At 63.8% G+C, this 22,320-nt stretch carries 18 protein-coding genes and 1 tRNA gene; 18 read left to right on the forward strand and 1 reads right to left on the reverse strand.

The features are described from left to right. The first annotated feature begins 243 nt into the window (after positions 1 to 243). From EII26_RS06200 to EII26_RS06250, 11 genes are all read left to right on the forward strand, one after another. Positions 244 to 1,197, forward strand: coding sequence for an ABC transporter substrate-binding protein (locus tag EII26_RS06200; protein ID WP_233572633.1), 954 nt, complete (start codon positions 244 to 246; stop codon positions 1,195 to 1,197). Further along, positions 1,194 to 1,991, forward strand: a complete 798-nt coding sequence (locus EII26_RS06205; protein ID WP_233572634.1) for an ABC transporter permease — start codon at positions 1,194 to 1,196, stop codon at positions 1,989 to 1,991. The genes EII26_RS06200 and EII26_RS06205 overlap by 4 nt, the downstream gene beginning before the upstream one ends. Continuing rightward, positions 1,988 to 2,800 carry an ABC transporter ATP-binding protein gene (locus EII26_RS06210; RefSeq protein ID WP_124888285.1) on the forward strand — a complete coding sequence of 271 codons (813 nt, stop codon included), beginning with the start codon at positions 1,988 to 1,990 and terminating at the stop codon, positions 2,798 to 2,800. The genes EII26_RS06205 and EII26_RS06210 overlap by 4 nt, the downstream gene beginning before the upstream one ends. 29 nt (positions 2,801 to 2,829) lie before the next feature. After that, positions 2,830 to 3,354, forward strand: a complete 525-nt coding sequence (locus EII26_RS06215) for a PPC domain-containing DNA-binding protein (RefSeq protein WP_124888286.1) — start codon at positions 2,830 to 2,832, stop codon at positions 3,352 to 3,354. Positions 3,355 to 3,401: 47 nt separating this feature from the next. Further along, on the forward strand, positions 3,402 to 4,154 hold the full coding sequence (locus EII26_RS06220; RefSeq protein ID WP_124888287.1) for an ATP-binding cassette domain-containing protein: 753 nt from the start codon (positions 3,402 to 3,404) through the stop codon (positions 4,152 to 4,154). After that, on the forward strand, positions 4,151 to 5,098 hold the full coding sequence (locus EII26_RS06225; protein ID WP_158612184.1) for an ABC transporter permease: 948 nt from the start codon (positions 4,151 to 4,153) through the stop codon (positions 5,096 to 5,098). Before EII26_RS06220 ends, EII26_RS06225 begins: the two co-directional genes overlap by 4 nt. Before the next feature lie 46 nt (positions 5,099 to 5,144). Continuing rightward, positions 5,145 to 6,107: a carbohydrate kinase family protein gene (locus EII26_RS06230; protein WP_124888289.1), complete on the forward strand. Its 963-nt coding sequence runs from the start codon at positions 5,145 to 5,147 to the stop codon at positions 6,105 to 6,107. Positions 6,108 to 6,147: 40 nt separating this feature from the next. Then, complete coding sequence (locus EII26_RS06235) at positions 6,148 to 7,203, forward strand: sugar ABC transporter substrate-binding protein (protein ID WP_124888290.1); 1,056 nt, start codon at positions 6,148 to 6,150, stop codon at positions 7,201 to 7,203. A 14-nt stretch (positions 7,204 to 7,217) separates the two neighbouring features. Next, positions 7,218 to 8,267 carry an ADP-ribosylglycohydrolase family protein gene (locus EII26_RS06240; protein WP_124888291.1) on the forward strand — a complete coding sequence of 350 codons (1,050 nt, stop codon included), beginning with the start codon at positions 7,218 to 7,220 and terminating at the stop codon, positions 8,265 to 8,267. Next, a complete protein-coding gene (locus tag EII26_RS06245) occupies positions 8,264 to 9,364 on the forward strand; it encodes an ADP-ribosylglycohydrolase family protein (protein ID WP_124888292.1) in 1,101 nt (366 codons plus the stop codon). The genes EII26_RS06240 and EII26_RS06245 overlap by 4 nt, the downstream gene beginning before the upstream one ends. Before the next feature lie 659 nt (positions 9,365 to 10,023). Continuing rightward, entirely contained in the window at positions 10,024 to 10,407 is a 384-nt protein-coding gene (locus tag EII26_RS06250; protein ID WP_124888293.1) for a hypothetical protein, read from the forward strand. Between the two features lie 48 nt (positions 10,408 to 10,455). On the opposite strand, the gene EII26_RS06255 is transcribed toward EII26_RS06250, so the two are convergent. After that, positions 10,456 to 10,530: transfer RNA gene (locus EII26_RS06255), tRNA-Thr, on the reverse strand. Positions 10,531 to 11,023: 493 nt separating this feature from the next. On the opposite strand from EII26_RS06255, the gene speD reads away from it, so the two are divergent. The 7 genes from speD to EII26_RS06290 all read left to right on the forward strand — a co-directional run bounded on the left by speD (position 11,024) and on the right by EII26_RS06290 (position 22,004). Next, a complete protein-coding gene (speD, locus tag EII26_RS06260) occupies positions 11,024 to 11,488 on the forward strand; it encodes an adenosylmethionine decarboxylase (protein ID WP_255415939.1) in 465 nt (154 codons plus the stop codon). Positions 11,489 to 11,643: 155 nt separating this feature from the next. Further along, positions 11,644 to 13,038, forward strand: a complete 1,395-nt coding sequence (locus EII26_RS06265) for a cobyrinate a,c-diamide synthase (protein WP_124888295.1) — start codon at positions 11,644 to 11,646, stop codon at positions 13,036 to 13,038. A gap of 237 nt (positions 13,039 to 13,275) precedes the next feature. Beyond that, positions 13,276 to 14,049, forward strand: coding sequence for a helix-turn-helix transcriptional regulator (locus EII26_RS06270; protein ID WP_233572636.1), 774 nt, complete (start codon positions 13,276 to 13,278; stop codon positions 14,047 to 14,049). 73 nt (positions 14,050 to 14,122) lie between these two features. After that, entirely contained in the window at positions 14,123 to 15,448 is a 1,326-nt protein-coding gene (gene ssnA / locus EII26_RS06275) for a putative aminohydrolase SsnA (protein ID WP_124888296.1), read from the forward strand. 409 nt (positions 15,449 to 15,857) lie between these two features. Beyond that, positions 15,858 to 19,112 carry a putative selenate reductase subunit YgfK gene (gene ygfK / locus EII26_RS06280; protein WP_124888297.1) on the forward strand — a complete coding sequence of 1,085 codons (3,255 nt, stop codon included), beginning with the start codon at positions 15,858 to 15,860 and terminating at the stop codon, positions 19,110 to 19,112. 97 nt (positions 19,113 to 19,209) lie between these two features. Continuing rightward, positions 19,210 to 20,451 carry a YgeY family selenium metabolism-linked hydrolase gene (locus tag EII26_RS06285; protein ID WP_124888298.1) on the forward strand — a complete coding sequence of 414 codons (1,242 nt, stop codon included), beginning with the start codon at positions 19,210 to 19,212 and terminating at the stop codon, positions 20,449 to 20,451. Between the two features lie 143 nt (positions 20,452 to 20,594). Then, on the forward strand, positions 20,595 to 22,004 hold the full coding sequence (locus EII26_RS06290; protein ID WP_124888299.1) for a uracil-xanthine permease family protein: 1,410 nt from the start codon (positions 20,595 to 20,597) through the stop codon (positions 22,002 to 22,004). Positions 22,005 to 22,320: the final 316 nt, after the last annotated feature.

Genomic DNA, 22,320 nt, shown 5'->3' on the forward strand with positions numbered 1-22,320 from the left:
GTCGAGGGTCAGGCAGCCATCTTCCACAAGGCTGTAAGCCTTGTGGGATGAGCTGATCGCTATCTCGACGACGCAACCTTTTGCGTTGTCGAGATGCAGAAATTCGGGGCCGTCGGTCGGGAAGGTCTGCATAAAAAATCAGGCTTGCCTCAGGGATTTTGAACCATACTGGAGCGAGTTGATGCGAACCGTTCCGATTCGGAATAAGGTGCACTCGCAGGAATTCAAGGAGGAGCTTTCCCTATGGTTATGAAGCATTGCTTACGGTCTTTGGCGGTTATCTTGGGTCTGACGATCTTTTTTGTCCCGTCCGCCCATGCGGCCGAGGGGTTCCGGGTGGGGACGTGGAAGACGGCGCAGACCATCGCTCCGTTCTTCTACCCGGATCACCTCGTTGGCGGGGCCGAGGTTTTGTCCTTCACCAACCCCGCGGACCAGAAGACCGCGCTTCTGGCGGGGAGCCTGGAGATGTGCGGGACGACCCTGGCCCACGCCATTCACTCCGCGTCCCAGGGACAGCCGGTGGTGGTCGTGGCGGCCCTGTGCAACAAGTGCTCGGCCCTGGTGGTGGCGAAGGACGGCCCGGTCAAGAGCGTCGCCGACCTGAAGGGCAGAAAGATCGGCTATGTGCCGGGGACGATGCACGAGATCCTGCTCCGTGAGGCGCTGACCCGCAGCGGACTCTCCCCGGACTCGGACGTCGAGCTGATGCGCGTGGACTTCTTCGATATGGGGACGGCTCTGTCCCGCGGTTCCATCGACGCCTTCCTCTCGGGAGAGCCGTTCCCCACTCTGGCGGTCCACGAGGGATACGGCCGTATCCTCGCCCACCCCTATTACGAGGACAGCGTGGGGACCATCAACGCGGGAATGCTGACGACGCGGGAGAACATCGAGAAACACCCCGAGCGGGTTCTGGAGCTGGTGCGCGCCCACGTCAAGGCGACGCTGTTCTTGCAGCGGAACCCCGGGGCCTGGCTGGACAAGGCGGCCTCGTTCGGCACCGAGCGCGCGATCCTGGACCTGGCGGCGGAGAACATCGAGCTGGCCTGGCTGATCGACGAGAGCTTCGTGGAGAGGGCCAAGGCTCTTGGGGCCCGGATGGAGGCGCTGAAGGTGATCGACCGTCAGCCGGACTACGACGAGCTCTTCGACCTGAGCTTCGTCAAAAAGGTGCGGGAGGAGCTGGGGCTTTGAGGGACACCCCCTCCTCCCTTGCCCTGCGTCTCCTGCCCTGGCTGCTGCCGGCCGTGCTGCTGGCGGCCTGGGGCCTTGCCAGCGGCACGGGATGGATGCCGGGCTATCTCCTTCCCGAACCGAGTCGGATCGTGCGCTCGTTCTCCCTCTATGTCTTTGGCCAGGCGGGGAGCGCCCCCTATGCCGGGCGTTTCTCCGCCGACGCGGCGGCGAGCCTGACGCGGGTTCTCCTGGGGTTCGGCGTTGCCGTGCTGCTGGGCGTGCCTCTGGGCGTCCTGTCGGGAAGGAGCTTGATGGTGCGGAGCCTTCTGGGCACGACCGTCGACGGCGCACGCGCGGTCCCGGGGATAAGCTGGCTGCCCCTGGCCATGGCGTGGTTCGGCATCGGGCTGGGGACGACGGTATTCCTGATCGCCCTGGCGGCGTTCTTCCCCGTCTACCTCAACACGGCGAGCGGCGTGCTCGGCGTCAACCCGGTCCTGTGCCAGGCCGGGGCGATGATGGGGGTGGGGCCGTTGAGAAGCGTCTGGACCATCCTGCTGCCGGCGGCCATGCCCCAGATCCTTGCCGGATTGAGGCTGGGTCTGGGAACCTCCTGGGCCTATCTGGTGCTGGGAGAGCTCACCGGAGTTCCCAACGGCCTGGGGGCGGTCATCATGGATGCGAGGATGTTGGGCCGCGTCGACGTCATCATCGTGGGGATCGTCGTCATCGCCGTGATGGGGCGGCTGAGCGACCTGCTGTTGACGGCCTCGATGCGGGCGTGCTTCCGATCGGCGCGGAGGTCCGCATGAGCGGGCGGCCGCTTCTCTCCCTGAGGAACGTATCCAAAGTGTTCCGAAACGGCGGGGACGTCCTGGAGGTGCTGTCCGGGGTGAGCTGCGACATCGCGGAGGGGGAGCGGGTGTGCCTGCTCGGCGGGAGCGGCTGCGGCAAGAGCACGCTGCTGAGGATCGTCGCCGGCTTTCTTATGCCCGACGCGGGGTGCGTGGAGATCGGCGGGGAGCGGATTGTGGGCCCCGGTTCGGACCGGTGCGTGGTGTTCCAGGAGGACGCCCTCTTCCCCTGGCTGACCGTCCGGGAGAACGTCGCCTTCGGTGCACGGGGGAAGATGTCCCGCGAGGCGATGGATGCGGAGGTGAACCGCTATTTGGAGAAGGTTGGGCTGGCGTCCTTCGGCGATTATCTTCCCCGTGAGATCTCGGGGGGGATGAAGCAGAGGGTGGCCCTGGCCCGCGTGCTGATCCTGAGGCCGCAGGTGCTGCTGATGGACGAGCCCTTCGGTGCCCTGGATGCGTTGACCCGAGGGGAGATGCACGGGCTGTTCCTGTCCCTGATGCGGGAGACGAACGGGACGTCCCTTTTCGTGACCCATGATGTGGAGGAGGCCGTCACGCTGGCGGACCGTATCCTGGTGATGGGCCGGGCGCCGGGCCGCATTCGGGCCGAGGTCCCCGTGGCGATCTCCCGGCCGCGGGATCGGTTCGACGACGCCTTCGTCCGGCTTTGCCGGGAGGTACGGGATTTGCTGGCCTCGGAGGCGGCTGCTGGGGATTGCGGCGCGGGAGAGTGTGCTGAAGGGCCTCGAGGTTCTCGGTCATAATTTTGAGTTCAGCAAAGGAGATGCTTGAGATGAGGAAATTTCTGATCGGATTTGCGTTGGTTCTGCTGGCGGCCGGGGCGAGTTTTGCGGCCAGTTTCGATGTTGCGGCGAAGGCCGATGTCCTGGACGCCGTCGCCTCGAGCGCCCGTTTCTACACCATCCGTCTCTTGCCGGGCACGGACGTGGTGCAGGAGCTGCTGGCCTTCGTCGAGAGGAAGGGCATCAAGGCTGCCGCGATCGTGTCGTCGGTGGGCAGCCTCTCCGAGGCGCACCTTCGATTTGCCAACCGCAAGGAGGGGACCCTGCTGAAGGGGGACTTCGAGACGATTTGTCTGAGCGGCACGCTCGAGCCGGGAGGGCGGCACCTGCACCTCTCCATCGCCGACGGGGACGGCAGGATGTGGGGCGGACACATGATGAAGAGCGGCAGCATCACGCGTACCACGATGGAGATCGTCATCATGGAGCTCTTGGATGTCGTCTACAAGCGTGAGAAATGCCCCGTCTCCACCTACAACGAGCTGGTCGTCGCCCCCAGGGAGCCCGCGAAATAGGGGCGGGCGGCAGGTGACTTTTCCGGAAGGGTTCGTGTAAAGATGCCATGACTGTCCCGGGCGACCCTTTTGTACGGATACGCGGCCTGGAAAAGCGTTTCGGCAGCGTCGAGGCGCTGCAGGATGTCTCGCTCGAAATTCGGCTGGGGGAGGTTCTGGCGATCGTCGGCACGAACGGTGCGGGCAAGTCGACGCTGGTCAAGATCGTCTCGGGAGTCCTTCGCCCGGACAGGGGAGAGTTGTCTCTGGGGGGAGAGCGTGTGGAGAACCTTACTCCGGCGCTCTCCCTGAAGAAGGGGGTGGCCGTCGTGTATCAGGACCTCGCGCTGGCGGATACGGGAAGCGTGTCCTTCAACGTGTTCCTGGGCGAGGAGCCGGCCCGATGGGGGCTGTGCCTCGACAGGCGTGCCATGGACGAGGGAGCGGAGGCTCTGCTGAAGAAAATGGATGTCGTTTTGCCGGATGTCCGCAGCGAGGTTCGTTTTCTCAGCGGCGGTCAGAGGCAGGCTGTCGCGATCGCGAAGGCCCTTCAGCGGGGCGGAAGGCTCCTGATTCTGGATGAGCCGACTGCCGCGATGGGGCCTGTCGAATCCGGCGCTGTCCTTCGTCTGCTGAAACGTCTGGCCGGGGAAGGTCACGGCATCGTCCTGATCTCCCATAATCTGCACGCGGTGTTTGGGATCGCCGATCGGATCTGTGTGATGCGGCAGGGCAGAATCGTGGCGCAGCGTCCCGCTTCGGAGCTGAACCCCGAACGCGTCGTCGCTCTCATGACCGGGGCGGAGGGGGAGGCGTTGTGAAGCGTCTTCTGCGGAACATCGGGAACCCGAACCCTCATATCCTTTTTGTCGGATTGCTGGTCCTGAGCCTCGGACTGAGCCGGGCCTCGCCGTATTTCTGGACGGGGCGCAACATCGCGAATATCTTCGATCAAGCCTCCGCCGGCATCATCCTGTCGGTGGGCATGACCTTCGTGATTGCCGCAGGGGGTATCGATCTTTCCATAGGCGCCAACATCGCGCTCTCCTCCCTGGTGACGGCCCTGCTCCTGAAGCAGGGATGCGCTTTTTCGCTCTCGCTCGTGGCCGGGCTGCTCCTGGCCTCCGGGGGCGGGGTCCTGAACGGATGCCTCATCTCCTCCGTTCGACTGAACCCGTTCATCGTGACCCTTTGCACGATGTCGGTGTTTCGCGGGACGGCCCTGATGCTGACCGACGGACGCCCCGTATTCGATTTTTCGGAGTCCTTCATGGCCCTTGGGGGGACACTTCCGGGCGGGCTGAGCGTTCCCGCCCTGTTGGCCTTGTCCGTCGCCGGGATGGGCGTATTCCTGATGCGTTTCACGAAGTTCGGGGCCTACGCCTGTTTCATGGGCTGCAACGAGGAGGCCCTGTCCCGCAGCGGGGTGAGCGTCCATCGCTGGAAGCTGGCTTTCTACGCCCTGTCGGGTCTCTGTTCCGGGCTCGCCGGCCTGGTCCTCTGCGCTCGACTCAACACGGCGGAGCCGCTTGCCGCAGTCGGCATCGAGATGGAGGTCATCGCCGCAGTCGTTCTCGGCGGTACGGATATTCGCGGCGGACGGGGCAGTGCCGCGGGGAGCCTGCTTGCCTGCCTCTTTCTGGCACTGCTCCGGAACGGCTTCGTCGTCCTAAACGTATCGGCCCGATATCAGCAGCTTTTGATGGGGCTGATCGTCCTTGCCGCGGTCTCCGTGTCGGAAATCCGTCACGGAAGAAGAACTTAGGGGAGCGGGCTGCGCAGGCGTGGAACATTGTGGAGGGAGGAAAGGAATGAAGGGCATTTCGGTTCTGTCCCTGGGGGTGATGGCGATGGATACGGTGATCTCGGTCTCGGAACTGCCGAGGGCGGACGGTTTCGGCTTCATCGATGCGGAGCGGATGGTCCCGGGCGGAAGCGCCTCCAATACCTCCGTCGCCCTGGTGCAGCTGGGGGCGTCCGTCCGGCAGGCCGGTAAGGTGGGCGATGACCTCATGGGGGGACATCTGGTCCGGTCGCTCACCGATGAGGGGATCGACGTCAGCCGTCTGGTGACTCTCAAGGGCGGAACGACGTTCCATACCTATGTCTTTGCCGCCCCGGGCGGGGAACACTGTATCTTCGCCAACATCGGGGATTGCGTTACGAAGCTGAGTCCCCTGGAGCTTCCGTCCGGACTGTTGGATGGCATCGACGTCTTCTACACGGATTTCTTCGCCCCCGAGGCGGCTCTGTACCTGGCGGAACAGTCGAGGAAAAGGGGGATCAAGGTCGTGTTCAACCTCCAGTGTCCGCCCCTCTTCATGGAAAGGATCGGGGCGTCGCGGGAGGACATCGGGAGGATGATGGCCCTGTCCGACCTCTTTCTGATGGGACGGGCAGGCTATGGAGGGCTTTGTGGAGGCGGCTTGGGAGAGCAGGCGGTTTTTTCGGCCCTCTCCTCTATCTTGGGGCGTTTCGGTCCTGCCGACGGCGTCGTCCTGACCTGCGGGGAGGACGGAGCCTTCTGGTGCGACCGCGAGGGGATGTTGCATGTGAAAGCCTATCCCGTCTCCGTCGCGGATACGACGGGAGCCGGGGATTGTTTCAGTGCCGGCCTGATCTGCGGGTTTTACGGAGAGGGCATGGGCAGGGCGGCCTCGCTGCGTTTTGCGGCCGCAGCTGCGGCCCTGAAGTGTACGCAGCACGGGCCGCGCGTCAGGACCTCCCGGGAGGAGGTCCTCGGGTTTGTCGGAGAATGGGAGCAAAAAGTTTGAATTTTTTCGGAAAACACATCATTTCAAGGAGGTTAGGGTTATGCGCGGAGGAAAACGTTTTTCTGCGTTTGGGATGACGATGGTCCTGGGATTTGCTCTTGTCCAGGGTTCTTTTGTCCCGGCCTGGGCCGCCGATGCCGGTCCGGAAGGAGCGCAGGCGATGCTTGAGGCGGAAAAATCGTTGATGGATGCCCTGAAGCCCCTGCCTGAAAAGGGGATGAATGCGAGGCTGGGGGCCATTGAAAGCACCCTTTCCAACCCTTTCTGGATCACCATGGAGGAGGGGTACCGGGATGCGGCGAAGGAGTATGGAGTGACCATCGATGTCCAGGCCACGGCCACCGAGACGGACCTGGCAGGACAGCTGGACATCCTGAAGCAGATGATCGGGAAGCAATACGATGCCGTGTCCGTCTCTCCGCTTACGGAGCAGAATCTGCTTCTGGGCGTCGTCGAGGCCAACAAGAGCGGGGTGAAAATTGTCACCGTCGGAAACGGCGTGAACAGGGAGGCCCTGGAAAAACTGGGCGGGCGGATAGATGTCCACGTGACGACGGATTTCAGGATGCAGGGTGAGCTGGGGGCCGAGTACATCGTCGGCAGGACCGGTGGCAAGGGTAAGGTTGCGGTCATCGAGGGCATTCCGGGGGCTACTCAGAGCGAGGCGCGGAAGAACGGGGCGGTGGAGGCCTTCAAAAAGGCGGGGATGGAGGTCCTCGCGGTTCAGGCCGCGAACTTCGACCGCCGTCAGGCTTACGATCTGGCCGCCGCTTTGATCGACGCCAATCCGGATCTGGCCGGCATCGCCTGCGGCAACGACGTCATGGCCCTGGGGGCGGTCGAGGCCCTGAAAAGGAAGGGGATGAAGGACAAGGTCGTCGTCGTCGGGGTGGATTTCATCGAGGAGGCGAAAGCATCCATCGAAAGGGGGGAGCTGGATGCGACCGTCGCCATGTCGCCCTACCTTCTGGGGAAGGCGGGGACGATCCTGTCCCTGAAGGCGCTTCGCGGCGACACGTTTGTCGAGGATGTCGTGTGGACCCCCATCAAGCTGGTGGATAAGGCAAACGTCGCCTCCATGGAAGGATGGAGATGAGGGAACGACCTTCGTTGCGTTCGAAAATTCTGGGGAGCCTGATCGGTTCAGCGGCCGGGGATGCAATGGGGGCCGCCACGGAGGCGCGCACCACGGAGCAGATCCTCGAGCGTTTCGGGCACAGGGTGACCGATTTCGAGACTCCGCCGCCGGACACCTTCGCCGCCGGCAGCGTCGCGGGACAGGTGACGGATGACTTCAGCTCCGCCTATTTCATCGTCCGGAGCGTCGTCCGGAACGGGGGCAAGGTGGATGAAAATGAGGTGAAGGCAGCCCTTGTCGAGTGGTCGGAGCACGAGGTGTTCTTCGACCGTTTCGCCGGCCCGACCACGCGGATGGCGATCGAGCGCTTCAAGACGGGAGAGGACCCCTCCTTCCGGGGGATCAACCTCTCCTCCCGGCAGGCGACGAATGGCGCGGCTATGCGGATCGCTCCGATCGGGCTCCTGTTCCCCGGGGCCGTTGACCTTGCCGTCGAAAACGCCTTCCGTGTCGCGCGCCTCACCCACGACAACGTCCTTGCCCTTTCGGGGGCCTGTGCCGTGGCGGCGGCCGTGAACCGGGCCTTGTCGCCCGACGCCGGGCTTTACAGCGTCCTGGAGGCGGGGCTTTATGGAGCCCTCGAGGGAGAGCGGCTCGGCAGGGAACGGTCGCACGACGTGGCCGGTCCCCGGGTTGTCAACAAGCTGGAGCTGGCCCTGGATATCGGCCTGGGCCCGCTCGCGCCTGAGGACAAGGCGGTCGAGATACGGGATCGGATCGGTACGGGACTTCACATTGCCGAGGCGGTCCCTGCGGCTTTCGGCATCCTGGCCTCTCGGCGCGGGGACGCCATGGAGACCTTGATCGACTGCGTCAACATCGGCTACGACACGGATACTCTGGCGACCATCGCGGGAGGCATCGCCGGAGCCCTGTCGGGGGCGGAGGCCTTTCCCCGCCATTTCCTTTCGGTCCTGGAGAGCGTGAACGGTTTTGAGATCGCGTCTCTGGCGGACCGCATTCTCGAACTCGCCCTTCAGGACACCGGCCGTTCAGGGGGGAAGGAGGGGGAGGTGGAATGAGCGTAAACCTGAAGGAGAAGGTGCTGGGGGCCTTTTACGGCGCTGCGATTGGGGACGCGATGGGCGCCGCGACGGAGACCTTGTCGCGCCGCCGTATCGAGGAGGTTTACGGGGGCCGGGTGACGGCATTTCGAAAACCCGCCCCGGAGACGCCCGCCTCCGGCAGAGAGGCGGGACAGATTACGGATGCCTTCGGCATTCCGTGGGCACTGGCTCGGCAGATCGTGCGCCGTGGGGAGGTGGACGCCCGGGCAGGGGTCGATGCTCTTCTTGAGTGGAGCGCAGACGCGGATGTGTTCGAGCGTTTTGCGGGGATGACGACGAAAAAGGTGATCCGCCAGTTGAACGATGCCGCCGGGACGATGAACTATTGGGAGTACGCCGGCAGGCTCGGCAACAAGCTCTTCAAGAGCCACTTCTACGCGCTTTCCTCCAACGGCGCTGCGGTGAAGGCCTTTGTCCCCGGAATACTGAATCCGGGGGACCCCGACCGGGCGATCCGTGAGGCGATGACGATCTGCATGACCTCCCACGACGACCGGATCAGCATCTCGGGAGCCTGTGCCGTCGCCGCCGCGGCAAGCCGGGCTATGGAGGATGGGGCGAGCGTCGAGGATATGGTCGACGCCGCTTTTTACGGAGCCGGGAGGGGCTTGGAGTGGGCCCCGTCCAATGCGATGAGCTATCCGGGGCCCTCCGTACCGAAGCGTATGGAGATGGCGATTCGGCTGGTTATGAAGGGACTGCCTAAGGAGGAGCGGATAGCCCTTCTGGCGGATACCCTGGGCACCGGCCCCGCCATCGCGGAGACGGTCCCTGTGGCTCTCGCCATTCTGGTCTGCAACAGCGGGGAGACCATGCCCTCGATCTTCGATGCGGTGAATGTCGGAGACGAGACCAGTGCCATTGCGACCCTTGCCGGAGCTTTGGCCGGAGCCTTATTGGGAGCGAAGTCGACGCGCGCGGAGGATCGCCGCACGATCCAGGAAAAGAATCCTTTGGATATCGAGGAGACGGGCGCGCGCTTCTGCGAGCTGATCCAAGCGCGAAGCCTGGCGCGTGATGGCGGTGTGGCGCATGAGCTGCAGGAACGATAGGGCTGCTTACGGGCTTTTGCCCGTGTAAGCCGTCCTCCGGATGTCGGATGCCCGATGGATCGTGCGGTTGGGCCTGAATTGCGAGCACCGGCCGAAAGCCGGTGCTCGATATCTCTCCAACTCAACTTTCACGTCTAACATTTAGTCATGAAAAGTTCTGACATTAGCTCGTTGAGCGGAGCCGAATCGTTTCAGAAAATCGCTTGAGCGGACAGTTTCAGCCTTTTCCTCGAGGGAACCGGAAGGGAGGTCGGAAAGACTTCGAGCCTTGCACTCGGCCCTTCCTCCGACAGACACAGCTTCTCCGACACATACGCCACCCACCCCCCACCAAGAGCTCGAAGGCTTCCGGCAACGTGATATCCGCAAGCTCGTCACAAGCACAATGAAACGATTCTCCTCCGCCGAAAGAGAAACATCCGAACTGAGCGGAACCAGATGCTCCTTGTAAAGGGGGCGGACTTTTGACGTCTCCTTCACCATAGCGATGACGTCGAGCTCCAGCTCCTTCGGAGCCAGAATGTTCGCGGGCGTCGAGAACCAGGAATCGAAGAGCACGTAAGACGCCTTCAGTCCCGTGGCGAGTGCGCCGCGGAGCAATTCCGTCATCGCGTCGGGAGCCCTGTCCTGAGAGATCGGAGGGCTTCGAACGGGGTTTTGTGGATGAACGCCGGTTCGAAGAGTTTGCGGAAGATGTCGAGTACCGGAACATCTTCTTCCTTGTAGGCTCCGCTTCTCTTCAGAATAGAACCTGCTTTGAAGGAACGGAAGAAGGACTCGATGATGGAGGATGTCTCGTTCGGGGCAGCGGTGGTTTGTGTTATGCTTTGCGTGGCGTGGACCTCCAGGGGATTGTGTTTTTGGACGATGCAATTTTGCCCAAAAGGCTCCCATGCCGTTTTTTCTGGCTCGTTATTCTGTTTTCACGCTGCAAGATCGCTTTTTCAGCCCTCTTTCCCTGCGAAAGTCGCGAAGAAGAGAAACCGGGCAAAAAATATCCGCCAAAATGCTCTACCGTCAGTGAAGGGCTTTCTCTGCTGTAAAGCAAAAAAAAGGGTTCGGGAGAAAATCCCCTGAACCCTTGCTATTTCTGGAGCCGGCGAACAGATTCGAACTGTTGACCTGCGCATTACGAGTGCGCTGCTCTACCCCTGAGCCACGCCGGCTTCTACGATCCTGCGGAGTCAGACGCAGTCTTTCCGCTACGGCGAAAAATTTTATCAGGTTCTTGAAGCTTTGACAAGCCCCCGCCCCATTTTCAGTAGAGAATGGGAATGTCCGAGGTCCTCTTCCCCGAATTCCCTTCAGGGAAGTCGAAATTGGATTGAGAGGGACCTGTTCCGTCGGAACGGGCGGCGCAAGATGTCGCATCGGGCGCTTTCGGAGCCTGTGCTACGTCCTTCAAGGAGAGGGGCCGAGCTTTGAGGAAGCTCGATCCCGTGAAGGAATCCGAACCGGGTCGAGGGAGCCTCGTGGCGAAGGGCCGTTGTCCTTCTGGAGAAAAAGGGGGCGCAGGTCATTGCCGACGACTTTGGGGCCCCCTTTGGCGATGACGCAAGCTCGAGAGCTTTTTGACCGTTGTTTTCGTTTGAGGTAAAATAAAAAGAGCCGGCGTTTGACGAATCCCTATGTTACGACGATGCGGGGTGCAGGGCGACAATGGCGTCTATCTCGAACACAAGGGGGTTTGGTGAGTTGTCGCCAAAAGGGGTTCATTTTATCGTGGAAGCTTCCGGGTGCGGCGAGGTCATTACGGATGTCGTCAAGTTGCAGGATATTCTGGTGGAGGCGGCGAAACAGGCCAACGCCCAGGTATGGTCCGTTTCCTTCAACCGTTTTCCGCCCAACGGGGTCAGCGGCGTGGTGGTGATCAGCGAGTCGCATCTGTCGGTCCACACCTGGCCCGAGGCCAATTACATGGCCCTCGACATCTACACCTGCGGCGTCAACAGCAAGCCTTTCAAGGCGGTGGAATACGTGCTGAAGATGATCGACGCCAAGCGCAGCCACATAACCGAAATTTCCCGCGGACTGGACGACGACGACCACGTTTTTTACCACTCCTTCATCACCTGGGAGGAGATCCTCAGAAAGAACGGCGACACCGAGAAGGCAAACGCCTGAGAATTTTTTTCCAAATCCTTGTTCTGTGTTGGAGGCCGGTCCGGAGGGACCGGCTTTTTCGTTTTGGGAGAGGACGGTCCTTTTCCCTTTGGCGGGGCCGAGTCCCTTGCGGTAGAATGGGTCCGTGTTCCCATGCCTTAAGGGAGGTTGGCGCAATGGACAAAGGTCTGAGGCGTATTCCCCGCCTTCTCGTCGCAGCAACGCAGAGCGGGTCCGGCAAGACGACGATCGTCAGCGGGCTCTTGGCTGCCCTTCGGCGGAGGGGGCTTCGCATTTGCGGATACAAGGTGGGGCCCGATTACATCGATCCCGGGCATCATCGGCTGGCGGGGGGCTGCCCGGTCTTCAATCTGGACACCTGGCTGACCGACGAACGGACGATGGCCGGCCTGTTCGCTCGGACGTCGGAAGAAGCCGACGTCGCTGTCGTGGAGGGCGTCATGGGCCTGTACGACGGCGGGCGGGGCGGAGTGAGCAGCAGTGCGCAGATCGCGAAGCTTCTGGGCCTCCCCGTGGTCCTGGTGGTCGATGCGCGCTCCATGGGGGAGAGCGCGGCCGCGGTCGCCCTGGGTTTTCGGGAATACGACCGTGAGGTGGATCTTCGGGGCGTCATCCTGAACCGCCTGGGCTCCGAATCCCACGCTACGATGATCCGCGAGGCGCTGGACCGGGTCGGCATTCCCCTCCTTGGAGCACTGAGGCGCGACGAGGCGCTGGTCATGCCCGAACGGCATCTTGGGCTGGTCCCGGCCGGAGAGGGGCTGGACGCCGGCCGCATCGACCGCATCCGCGCTGCGGTCGAGAACGATGTCGATGTCGAGGCCCTGCTTGCGGCCGCGCGCTCGGCGGGGCCGCTTGCCCTGGAGCCCGTCCCTTCCCCCCGCCCCTTCGCGCGGAGGGTCGTCGTTGCGGTGGCTAGGGACGATGCCTTCTCCTTCTACTATCCGGACAGCCTCTCCGCTCTCGAGGACCGTGGGGCGGAGCTGGTCTTCTTCAGCCCGATACGGGACGGGACGCTGCCCGATGCGGATGCCCTGATCCTGGGCGGCGGCTTCCCGGAGGTTTTTGCGCGCGAGCTCTCGGCCAACGCGGCCATGCGTTCTGCCGTGGCGGCGGCGGCGGAGCGGGGGATGCCGATCCTCGCGGAATGCGGAGGATTCATGTACCTGACGCGGTCGATCACGGACTTTCGGGGCGAATCCTTCGAGATGGCGGGAGTCGTTCCCGCACGTTGCCGCATGAACGACCGGCTCCAGACCGTGGGGTATGTGGAGGCCCTCGCCCTGAGGGAGACGGTGCTTTGTTCCGAGGGGACAAAGCTGCGCGGGCACGAGTTCCATTTCTCTTCAGTGGAGCCCGAATCCTCCGGAGACGCGTTCCCCCATGCCTTCTCCCTGGAGAGGAAGCGTACGGGCGTCCGCTGCCCCGGGGGGTACGCGAACGGGGATATTCTGGGCTCCTACCTGCACCTCAACCTGGCGGGCAACCCCTCGGCAGCCGACCATTTCCTGGGGCGCTGCCTTGCCTTCAAGGAACGCCGCACCTTGTAGGCGGGCTCGACGGCCGAGGGAAGAGGTGGGAGGACGTGTCCCTTTGGCGTGGTGCGTTTACACGCTTCGGCCGAGCCCGAGAATTTTCCATTTCCCCCACCCCTTTCTTGACAAGGCCCCTTCCCTGAGCGTAAACTTTTATTGGAGTAAGAAAAAATTATCACGTCATTAAAAAAATCGCAGTCCTGCTTTCCAGGAGGGGGTCAAGGGGCTGTGCTCCGTTTGGGAGGTGTGGCTTTGGCTTCCGAAAGATTGGAGAAAAAAGATCATGTGAGCGTCGCCGAGACCGCATCGGGCGAGCCCACCGGTTCCGATATCGTCGCTTCCTACCTGCCTCTGGTCGACTTTCTGGCGGAGGCCCTGGGTCCGACCGCGGAGATCGTCCTTCACGACCTCCGCCGTGAGGAGCATTCCATGATCGCCATCCGCAACGGGGAGCTGACCGGACGCAGGGTGGGGGACGCCACCGCGACGGAGTCCGCCCTCAGGATGGTGCGCCGGGCCGAGGAGCGAGGCAAGTCCTACATGGCCAATTATTTCGGTCAGCCGGCGGGCGAGAAGATCCTGCGCTCCTCCTCCTATTTCATTCGGGACGAGGACCGGAGCGTCGTGGGGATCCTGGGCATCAACGTCGACCTCACGCAGCTTCTGGCGGCGCGCCAGACGATGGACCGCCTTCTGGCGCTTTCGGAGGCCGATCCTGCCGGAGGCTCTCTGCCTCCCTCCATCGCCTCCCTTTTTCCGGGGCGCCCCGGGGCGGCTTCCTCGCCCGACGGAGCCCTTCCGCCTCCCGAGTCCTCGCGCGACATCGAACACATGGTCTACTCGGTTCTCGACCGGGTGCTGTCCGCCTGCAAGGCGGACCCCGTGCGGCTCACGGCACGGGAGAAGCGCGAGGTGGTGGACGAGCTCAATGCACGGGGGGTCTTCCTGCTGAAGGGCGTAATCACGGAGGTCGCACGGCGCCTTGCCGTGTCGGAGCAGACGATATACCGGTATCTGAAGAACTGAGCGCGAACGGGTTTGTCCGAAAAATTTTCTCCCCGCCTTGGATGGGGGGAGGCTGGGTGGGGAGGTAACGACCATGCTCTTGATCGGAAACGGAATGCTGGTGACGCGCGATCCCGAAAATCCGTGGTTTCCCGACGGCTGTGTGGCGGTCGAGGACCGGCTGATCGTGTCGGTGGGACCGACGGCCGAGCTGCGGACCCAATACCCCGAGGCCCGATTCCTGGACGCGCGGGGCGGGCTGATCATGCCGGGCTTCATCAACGCCCACATGCACCACTACAGCGCGTTCTCGCGCGGGATGTTCACGAAGGACGCGCCGGCGCAGAACTTCATGGAGGTGCTGGAACGGCTCTGGTGGCGCCTGGACAAGGCGCTGAGCCTGGAGGACTGCTACTACAGCGGTCTCATCTGCATGATCGACTGCATCAAGAACGGAACGACGACGGTGCTGGATCACCACGCCAGTCCCCATGCGGTGAGGGGCAGCCTGTTCGAGCTGGCCCGTGCCGCCCGCGAGACCGGGATACGGAACTGCCTCTGCTACGAGGTGTCCGACCGGGACGGGCCGGAGATCCTGCGCGAGGGCATCGAGGAGAACATGGAGTTCATCCGCGCCGCGGCCAAGGAGGACGACCTGCTGGCCGGTACCTTCGGGCTCCACGCCTCCATCACGCTCTCGAACGAGTCCCTGGCGGCCTGCCGGGAGGCGATGGGGGATGCGGACGCGGGCTTCCACGTCCACGTGGCCGAGGGGCCGACCGATGAGACGGACTCCGAGGCGAAGTACGGCAAGCGCATCCTGGAACGTTTCCGCGATTTCGGGCTTTTGGGGGAGAAATCCATCGCCGTGCACTGCATCCATGTGAACGAGCGCGAGATGGACATCCTGAAGGAGACGGGGACGGCCGTCGTCCACAACCCGGAGTCCAACATGGGCAACGCCGTGGGTACGTCGCCCGTCCTGGAGTTCTGCCGCCGCGGCCTCCTGACCGGCCTCGGGACCGACGGGTACGTCAGCGACATGCTCCAGTCCTACAAGATGGCCAACGCCCTGCAGAAGCACGCCAACGGGCACCCCAACGTGGCCTGGGGGGAGATCCCGCAGATGCTCTTCGAGAACAACGCGCGCATCGCGGAGCGGTACTTCGGCGTCCCGCTGGGCCGTCTGTCGCCCGGATACTCGGCCGACGTCGTGGTGTCCGACTACGCGCCGCCGACCCCGTTGTCCGACGTCAACATCAACGGACATCTGCTCTTCGGGACATCCGGCCGGAGCGTCGTCACCACCGTCGCGCGGGGCAAGGTGCTGATGGAGAACCGCGTGCTCCAGGGGATCGACGAGAAGGCCGTCGCCGCCAAGGCCCGCGAGCTGGCGGTCAAGACGTGGGAGAGGTTCTAGCAGACGGCCAGCTCTCCGCGGGCGAAGCCCGCGGATGCTGTGCCGGTCGCTATCTGGCCAGCGCAACAGTTTGCGCTGGCCAGGCGTGAATGACCGGCCCTTTGCGGCCTTTTAGGCCGCAAATGCCGTGTCTGTCACTATCTCGACGGCACAACAGTTTGTGCCGTCGAGGCGCAGACGGCCAATCTGGGGAGTCGGATAGGCGCTGGTCAGGCGTGAATGACTGGCCCTTTTGGACCGTGACTGGCCAGGCGCAGACGGCCAGCCCGGCTCTTCGTTCAGAGCCGTCGAGGCGCAGACGACCGTGAAGCGCTTCGGCGCAGGCGTTTTTAGTGCTCGGCAGCTTTGATTCCTCTTTGCCCGGCAGGAGGGGCGAGGGGGGACGGATATTGAAGGAGGGGGTGTGCGCATGTCTCACTTCATGAGACCTCAGAGTTTTTCCGCGCTGCTGCACTGGATCGAGAGGGAGTACAGGGAGAAGGACTCCATCTTCGGGATCCACAAGTCGCTCTTCTGGCAACCCCGAAGGGAGCGGTTCTTCGTCCCGGACCTCTTCGGCGGTCCGGTATCCTCGCCCATCGGCCCGGCTGCCGGCCCCAACACGCAGCTGACGCAGAACATCGTCGCCTCGTGGCTGTGCGGAGCCCGCTACATGGAGCTCAAGACCGTTCAAATCATGGACGAGCTGGAGTTCGGCCGGCCCTGCATCGACGTCGAGGACGAGGGCTACAACGCCGAGTGGTCGCAGGAGCTGAAGCTGGAGCAGTCCGTGAGGGAGTACGTCAAGGCTTGGCTGCTGATCCCCGTCCTGGAGCGCCTTCTGGGCTGGGAGGGGTCGGAGGGGGCCGGCGGCCTCATCTTCAACATGAGCGTCGGCTACAACCTGGAGGGCATCCTTCAGCCCCGGATGCAGACCTTCATCGCCAAGATGCTGGACGCCTCCGAGGAGCTGGCCGAGTACCGCGCCGTGCTGAAGCGGGAGTTCCCGCAGTACGCGGACATTACCGCGCCGAGCGCGCTGGTGAACAGCGTCACGCTCTCGACCATGCACGGATGCCCGCCCGACGAGATCGGCAAGATCGCCCGCTACCTGCTGGAGGAGCGCAAGTTCCACCTCTTCGTCAAGATGAACCCGACCCTTCTGGGGCGGGACGAGGTGCGCTCCATCCTGAACGAGACCCTGGGCTACGAGGACATCCAGATCCCCGATCCCGTCTTCGACCACGACCTCAAGTACCCGCAGGCGGTGGAGATCATCCGGATGATGAAGGAGGCGTCGGCGAAACACGGCCGCTTCTTCGGCGTCAAGCTCACCAACACGCTGGCGATGTACAATTACCGCCGCATCATGCCGGGCGAGGAGATGTACATGTCCGGCCGCGCGCTCTACCCCGTCTCGATGAACCTGTGGAACCGCCTGAACCGGGAGTTCGGCGGAGACCTCAACGTCTCCTACTCCGCGGGGGCGGACGCGGAGAACATCGCCCGCATCTTCTCCTGCGGGGCCCTGACCGTGACGATGGCGTCCGACCTGCTCAAGCCGGGCGGCTACGCGCGTATGGGACAGTGCCTGGAGAACCTGAAGGCCGCGATGGAGAAGGAGGGGGCTTCCGACCTTCGGGAGTTCGCGCGCGACGCGGCCTCAAACCTGGAGAGGGCCGCGGCGGACGCCCTGACCGACCGGCGCTACAAGAAGAGCTATTATCCCGGGGCGCCGAAGGTCCCGTCGGAACTGGGCTTTTTCGACTGCGTGACGGCGCCCTGCATGGCGCAGTGCGCCGTCTGCCAGGACGTGCCGGAGTACGTGGGACTGATCGCGCGCGGCGACTACGATGGGGCGTTGTCCGCGATCCTGCGCCGAAACCCGCTTCCCGGTCTGACGGGCTACATCTGTACGCACCTGTGCCAGACCCGCTGCACGCGGTCGAACTACGACGAGGCCGTGGAGATCCGGGCCCTCAAGCGTTTTGCCGCGGAACGCGGCAAGGTGGCGACGCCGCGGGTGGAACGGAGCGCGCGGAAGGTCGCCGTGATCGGCGGCGGTCCCTCCGGTCTGGGGGCGGCGATGCGGCTGGCTCTGGCCGGCGTTCAGGTGACGCTCTACGAGGCGCGCAGCCGGGTGGGCGGCATGATGGCGATCGCCCCGGTCTTCCGCCTGCCCCACGACGTTCTGGATAAGGACGTGCAGCGCCTGAAGGATCTGGGCGTCACGTTCGTCCTGAACCATCGGGTGACGGAACCGCCGGAGCGGCTGCTGGAGCAGGGGTTCGACGCGGTGTACGTCGCCACGGGGTTCCCCTACGATCTGCCGCTCAAAATCGAGGGGGCGGAGGCCGAGGGCGTCTGGACGGCCATGGGACTGCTCGAGGCCACCATGGACGGCTCGCGGCCGAATCTGGGGAAAAAGGCCCTGATCATCGGGGGGGGGAACACGGCGATGGATGCGGCGCGGACCGCACAGCGCCTGACCGGTGCTCCCGTCACGGTGGTGTACCGCCGGACGCGTTCGGAGATGCCCGCCATCGAGGAGGAACGTCACCTGCTGTTCGAGGAGGGGAACCTTCTGGAGGAGCTGGCCTCGCCGGTGCGCGTCGTCGTGAGGGACGGCCGCGTCGCGGGGCTCGAGTGCGAGCGCAACGCGCTGGGCGAGGCGGACCTGGACGGTCGCCCCACCCCGGTGCCGACGGGGGAGAAGTTCATCCTGGAGGCGGACTCCATCGTGATCGCCATCGGGCAGAGCCCCGACCGGGAACTGTTCGGGGACGGCCGCGTCGCGCTGCGACGCAACGGATCCGTCATCACGACCCGGGAGGGACGCACCAGCCGCAGCGGGATCTACGCGGGCGGGGATCTCATCTCGGGGCCGGACATCGTGATTCGCGCCTGTGCCGACGGCACCCGGGCGGCGGAGGCCATCTGCCGGGACCTCGGCGTGGAGCTGCCGCCCCTGCCGAGCCTGCCGGGACTGACTCGGGAGGAGATCCTGGAGGCCAAGCGGGCCCGGGCCCGCCGGGCCGATCCGCACAAGGAGGAACACCTGCCGGTTGCGGATCGCAAGGGCTTCGAGCTGGTGGAGCGGACCCTCGGCGAGGCCGAGGCTCGGAGCGAGGCCAGGCGCTGCCTTCAGTGCACGTCGCACTGCGACAAGTGCGTGGAGGTCTGCCCCAACCGCGCCAACTACACCTACGTGGCCCTGCCGGCGGCGTTCGAGGTCCCGGTCGTCGCGATGCGCGGGGATGCGCCCGCGATCGTCGCCCACGAGCGCTTTGCCGTGACGCAGCCGCGCCAGATCCTGCACGTCGAGGATTTCTGCAACGAGTGCGGCAACTGCGCCACGTTCTGCGTCCATCAGGGCAGGCCCTATATGGACAAACCGCGCATCTGCCTGAACGAGGAGGACTTCGCGTCGCAGGATGACAACGTCTGGCGCGTCTCGGACGGGCTCCTGAGGCGCCGCGAGGGCGGTGCGGAGATGCGGCTCTCGGTCACGGACCGCGGCTACCGCTACGAGGACGGGGACCTGGAGGTCACCTTCGACCGCGGTTTTGCGGTGGAGTCCCTGAAGGCGAAAAAGCCGTTCGAGGGGGAGCGGTCGCTGGTCCGCGCGGCGGAGATGCGGGTGGTGTACGAAGGGGTGGCGGACGCGCTCCCCTGGCTGCTGTAACGGATGACGACGCGGGGGCGCCGCCCCCGTCCCCCGTCCGGGGAGCAAGCTCCCCGGAACCCCATATAACAAAAATACGCAAAGAGGTGCATGGGTTATGGACTACGCAAAGATTCTGGAGAAGGCGAAATCGTACGAGAAGGACATGACGAAGTTCCTGCGGGACATGATCGCGATCCCCAGCGAGAGCTGCGACGAGAAGCGCGTCATTCACCGCATCAAGGAGGAGATGGAGAAGGTCGGGTTCGACAAGGTCGAGATCGACCCGATGGGCAACGTCCTGGGCACCATCGGGCACGGCAAGCACCTGATCGCGCTGGACGCGCACATCGACACGGTGGGCGTGGGCGAGCGCGCCAACTGGAAGTTCGACCCCTACGAGGGGATGGAGGACGACCAGGTGATCGGCGGCCGCGGCGCCAGCGACCAGGAGGGCGGCATGGCCTCCATGGTCTACGCGGGCAAGATCATCAAGGACCTGGGGCTCGAGGACGACTACACCGTGGTGATGGTCGGGTCCGTCCAGGAGGAGGACTGCGACGGCCTCTGCTGGCAGTACATCATCAAGGAGGACAAGCTGCGCCCGGAGTTCGTCATCAGCACCGAGCCGACGGACGGCGGCATCTACCGCGGGCACCGCGGCCGGATGGAGATCGAGGTGGTCATCAAGGGCGTGAGCTGCCACGGTTCCGCACCGGAGCGGGGCGACAACGCCATCTTCAAGGCGGGGCCGATCCTGAACGAGCTCAAGGCGCTGCACCCGAACCTGAAGGACGACGCGTTCCTGGGCAAGGGGAGCCTGACGGTGTCCGAGATCTTCTTCTCCTCGCCCTCGCGCTGCGCGGTGGCCGACGGCTGTCGGATCTCCATCGACCGGCGCCTGACGCGCGGCGAGACGGCGGAGTACGCCATGAACCAGATCCGCCGGCTTCCCGCGGTTGAGGCCGCGGGCGCCGAGGTGCGCATGTACAAGTACGAGCGCCCGTCCTGGACGGGGCTGCTCTATCCCACGGACTGCTACTTCCCGACCTGGGTCATCGAGGAGGATCACCCCGTCTGCGAGACGCTGATGGAGGCGTACTCCAGCCTCTTCAACAAGAAGGCCCGGCTCGACAAGTGGACCTTCTCGACGAACGGCGTCTCCATCATGGGCATGCACGGGATCCCCTGCATCGGGTTCGGGCCGGGGCACGAGAACCAGGCCCATGCGCCCAACGAGGTGACCTGGAAGGAGGAGCTGGTGGCCTGCGCGGCGCTCTATGCCGCCGTCCCTGGGCTCTACGTCCGGAAGTACGCCGACAAGATGCCCGAGCACACGGAGAACATCGTCGAGCGCTGAGAGCGTTTCCCTTTCAAAAAGCCGGGGCGCCGTTTTGCGCTCCGGCCCAAGCTCTTCGATGCGGTTGTTTCCGAGGCTTCGAGACGCTTCCTTAAAAATTGTCCTCCTCCCGGGGGAGGAGGACGAGGGAGGGGGAATGCGGAATGAACGGCGCTACGGAAAGAAATTTCGAGAATACCGTCTCGGCGGACGGGACCGATGCCGCCACAGATCCCCGTTCTGCAATCTACCGGCTTCACGGCATCCCGCCGTTGAAGCTTGCCTTGCCTCTGGGACTTCAGCATGTTTTGGCCATGTTCACCTCGAATCTGGCTCCCTGTTTCATCCTGGCGGGCGTTCTGGGGATGAGCGGTGCGGACAAGGTGATCATGGTGCAGTGCACCATGCTGATCTCGGGAGTCACGACGTTTCTGCAGCTCTATCCCATATACCTCTTTGGTCGCAGGCAGGGGCGCCCGCGCATCGGGGCCGAGCTTCCCATCGTGATGGGAACCTCTTTTGCCTTCGTTCCCACGTCGGTCACGATCGGCCGGCTCTACGGGCTCCCCGCCATTCTGGGCGGCGCGTTGCTGGGCAGTCTGGTGGAGTTCTTCATGGGTTTTTTCATCAAGCCGCTCAAGCGCTTTTTCCCACCGCTGGTTATCGGAGCGGTGTTGATGGCGATCGGTGCCAATCTTCTCACGACGGGTATGCACTACTGGGCCGGCGGGATCGGCAGCCCGGATTACGGCAGTCCGGCCAATCTGTGCGTCGGGCTGGTCGTGTTTCTGACGGTACTGGCGTGTCAGCGGTTCGGCAGAGGGATGGTGGCGCTCTCTTCGCTCCTGATCGGGCTCCTTGTAGGCTACATTCTCTCGTTCTTCATGGGAACCCTCGACTTCTCTCCGCTGCTGGATGCCGCTTGGGTGGACATTCCCCTGCCCTTCCGTTTCCGGTACGCATTCCATTGGGATGCCGTCCTGGGCTTTGCCGCGCTCTACGTGGTCTCCGGGCTCGAGACCATCGGCAACACGTCGGGCATCACCGTCGCGGCCTTCGACCGCGAGGCCACGGTGGATGAGACGGCGGGGGCGATCCTTGCGGACTCGTTCGGATCCATGCTGGCGACGGCCTTCAATACGCTGCCGAACACCGCGTTCGGCCAGAACGCGGGCATCGTGGCAATGACCGGGGTCGTCAACAAATTCTGTATCGCCCTGGGAGCCTCCGTCTTGGTGATTGCAGGGTTTCTGCCGAAGGTGGGAGCGCTCTTCTCCATGATGCCGAACCCGGTTCTGGGTGGGGCGTTGCTTATGGTCTTCGCGATGATCACCATCAACGGCATCAAACTGATTGCCAAAACGGGCTTCAGCCAGCGCAACGTCATCGTGCTGGGAATAACCTTGGCGCTGGGAATGGGGTTCGGTGGTGCGCCCGATGCGGTGCTGGCCCGCCTTCCTGGGCCGATTCAGTATGTTTTCCGAGATTCCGTCGTGGCGGTCTGCGTCGTGGGAATCCTGGCAAATGCCGTGTTCCCAAGAGAGGAGCAGGATCTGGCGGTCATAGATATCTGAATTTCAACATCAAGTCAGCCGTGCAGGTTGCTGTTTTTTTGTCGTCTCGGCCGCTTCGCGACCCTTTGCCGGCGTGCTGTGGATGCGCCCGGTGAAGCTCCCGTGCGATCCGCAAAACGCGCCTTTCGCTTGTCGGCGGTCCGTCTGCTCCCGCTCGTAAAAGCCGCCCGGCGAAGAACTTGAGTTCGTCGACGCGCAACTCAAAGATCTGCTGTCGATTTTATCGTCGAATTGATTGGGCATGATTTGGTATCGGACTGAGCATCGGAATATATGGAGCAGAACCTCGCTCCGTCCTTCGGAGGGGAGAGGCCTG

The sequence above is a fragment of the Fretibacterium sp. OH1220_COT-178 genome (assembly GCF_003860125.1).
GTDB lineage: Bacteria > Synergistota > Synergistia > Synergistales > Aminobacteriaceae > CAJPSE01.